Source organism: bacterium (assembly GCA_040755795.1).
In the GTDB taxonomy this organism is placed as follows: Bacteria; UBA9089; CG2-30-40-21; order CG2-30-40-21; family SBAY01; genus JBFLXS01.
The window spans coordinates 1-1,223 of sequence record JBFLXS010000716.1; the positions used below are offsets into that span (position 1 = coordinate 1).

A 1,223-nucleotide genomic window follows, 5' to 3' on the forward strand; every position below is an offset into this window, starting at 1 on the left:
ATTTCAACCAAATTCTTTTAATATCTAAAAATGAACCCAATCCATATAACCCATATTTTTGACTCCAGGCAAAACCACATAATCCACACAGGAAAGTCGCAATAAATATATACCACACATCCTGTATTATCAGATAAGGAAGGTGTTTAGGAAGAAAATTCTTTAATATTATCTCCCGCATACCAATGAAATACATATAATAAAGGTAAGGTAAAGAGGTAATTACGCACACCTCAGATAAAATTAATGATTTACCTGCACTCTCACGATTAAATAAATTTCTCATTTTTCCAGTCTCTAATTTCTATTTTCGGTTTTTAAAATTCTATTTCCATTATGGCTATTCCCAATCCCCAGCCTATTCCATCAGCGAGTAAGTCCTCATGGTCAAAGACATCATCCATTTCTTCTTTGATGATACCAGCGGCCGCGGTGGCTAAACTTGCATAGCAAAATGAAGAAAACTTACTTAAACCTCGATTTTCGCAATAAAGATAAGTGGCATCATAGATTACAGCGCTGACAACGATATGAGCAATCTTATCTTTCTCTAATTTAAATTTCGCCTCTGATACTCTTACGAAATTAGTCATCAAAAACCCTATAAGTAACAAAACAACAGGTATTTTTTTAATTTGACACATTTCCATTTCCTCCTTTAACTGGTTAAATAGTTACCAATATTTAAAAGATAACTTCAATAGAATCGTATTTGACAAAATTGTTTTCATTACAGAAGTTAATATTTGCATTTGAAGAAATTGGTTGAAGTTCCGTATTAAGCCAGGTATGAAGATATACCTTTAGATAAATTCTATATTGATGTCCTGTAGTAAGTATATATCCTGTCTGAAAATCAAATTGCCCGGTCAAATCACCTGCAGAAGGTCTAATCCAGGTCCAATTATTAGCTGGTGGAATTATATAAGAAGGCAGGGTTGCTGAAGTAGTTAAATCAATTGCCTCCAGAGATAGTCTAACCTCACCACCAGCAGGTAAATCTATAAGATACTGTCCATTATAGCTACCTTTTATTCTAATAACAACCGGGTAATTTCCGACCATCTCATCGATTAAATTAATCTTAACCCCTAAATTTCCATAGGCATACACATCTCCTGTCCCTTCTCCGGGCACCCCAACACCTATAAAAATACATTTATTTTCTTTATCAACTTGCACATATTCATAACTATTAGTTAATTGTCCGCTATGCCATGATT

3 protein-coding genes are annotated in these 1,223 nt (G+C 33.9%); all 3 read right to left on the reverse strand.

Features of this window, described 5'->3' with window-relative positions; genetic code table 11:
* On the reverse strand, positions 1 to 286 hold a 286-nt coding region (locus AB1414_21145; GenBank protein MEW6609919.1), incomplete at its 3' end, for a hypothetical protein.
* Positions 287 to 317: 31 nt separating this feature from the next.
* Positions 318 to 644 carry a hypothetical protein gene (locus tag AB1414_21150; protein MEW6609920.1) on the reverse strand — a complete coding sequence of 109 codons (327 nt, stop codon included), beginning with the start codon at positions 642 to 644 and terminating at the stop codon, positions 318 to 320.
* Positions 645 to 684: 40 nt separating this feature from the next.
* Positions 685 to 1,223 (reverse strand): hypothetical protein (locus tag AB1414_21155; protein MEW6609921.1); only part of this gene is annotated, 539 nt, incomplete at its 5' end.

What these genes read in the sequence shown, in the direction of transcription:
- AB1414_21150 (MEW6609920.1), bottom strand. Translation starts at nt 644, where the DNA reads ATGTGTCAAATTAAAAAAATACCTGTTGTTTTGTTACTTATAGGGTTT.